Annotated in this window: 1 protein-coding gene; it reads left to right on the forward strand. The window is 54.3% G+C overall.

Translation table 11 applies throughout. From position 1 onward, the window contains the following. Positions 1-844: type VI secretion system tip protein TssI/VgrG (tssI, locus tag AC55NX_RS20750; RefSeq protein WP_496997454.1), on the forward strand; the 844-nt coding region annotated here is incomplete at both ends.

The raw sequence follows: 844 nt of genomic DNA on the forward strand, positions 1-844 counted from the left end.
AGACAAGCATGTTTTAGTCATCACCGACAATCCCGAAGGGTTCGGCCGTCTTGCCATGCCGGTGCCGTATAACGCCTTGTCCGGTGGGGTGTTTGAGCAACCCTACGTCTCAACTTTGACCGAGCACAAACAGACACAAGTCAGTGATGTGCAGCTGAGTGATTACAGTTTTAAAAAGCCGTCTTACAATATCACGCACTCGGCCACCGCTTCGGATATGAGTTACCAGCGCGGTGACTATGAATATTTTGACCACCCGGGGCGGTTTAAAGACGACACCACGGGTCAGGCATTTACGCAAATCCGCCTTGAAGCGCTGCGCCGACAAGCGCATACCTTCAGCGGTAAAAGTAACGACGCACAGCTTCAGGCCGGTCAGCGGTTTGATCTGATGGAGCACTTCGACAGTGAGATGAATCGCAATTATCTGCTGATTCAGGTCGCCCATCAGGGCAGCCAGCCGCAGGCGCTGGAAGAATCCGGAGGCAGCGGTGCAACCACATACGCCAACCAGTTTGCTGCCATTCTCGGTGATCAAGTGTGGCAGATGACACCGCGCAGTAAACCGATCCTCAAGTTCCCGACGATGGGGACGGTGGTCGGCCCCGAAGGGGAAGAGATCTACTGTGATGAACATGGCCGGGTGAAAGTGCAGTTCCCTTGGGATCGTTACGGCAGCTCAAATGAGCAAAGCTCTTGCTGGTTGCGTGTGACACAAGGTTGGGCCGGAGCGCAGTACGGCATGATGGCTATTCCACGCATCGGGCATGAAGTGGTGGTGCATTTCCTTAATGGCGACCCGGATCAACCGATTATCACCGGGCGGACATACAATGCCAATAAT

The organism is Vibrio rubrogenes (genome assembly GCF_059641415.1).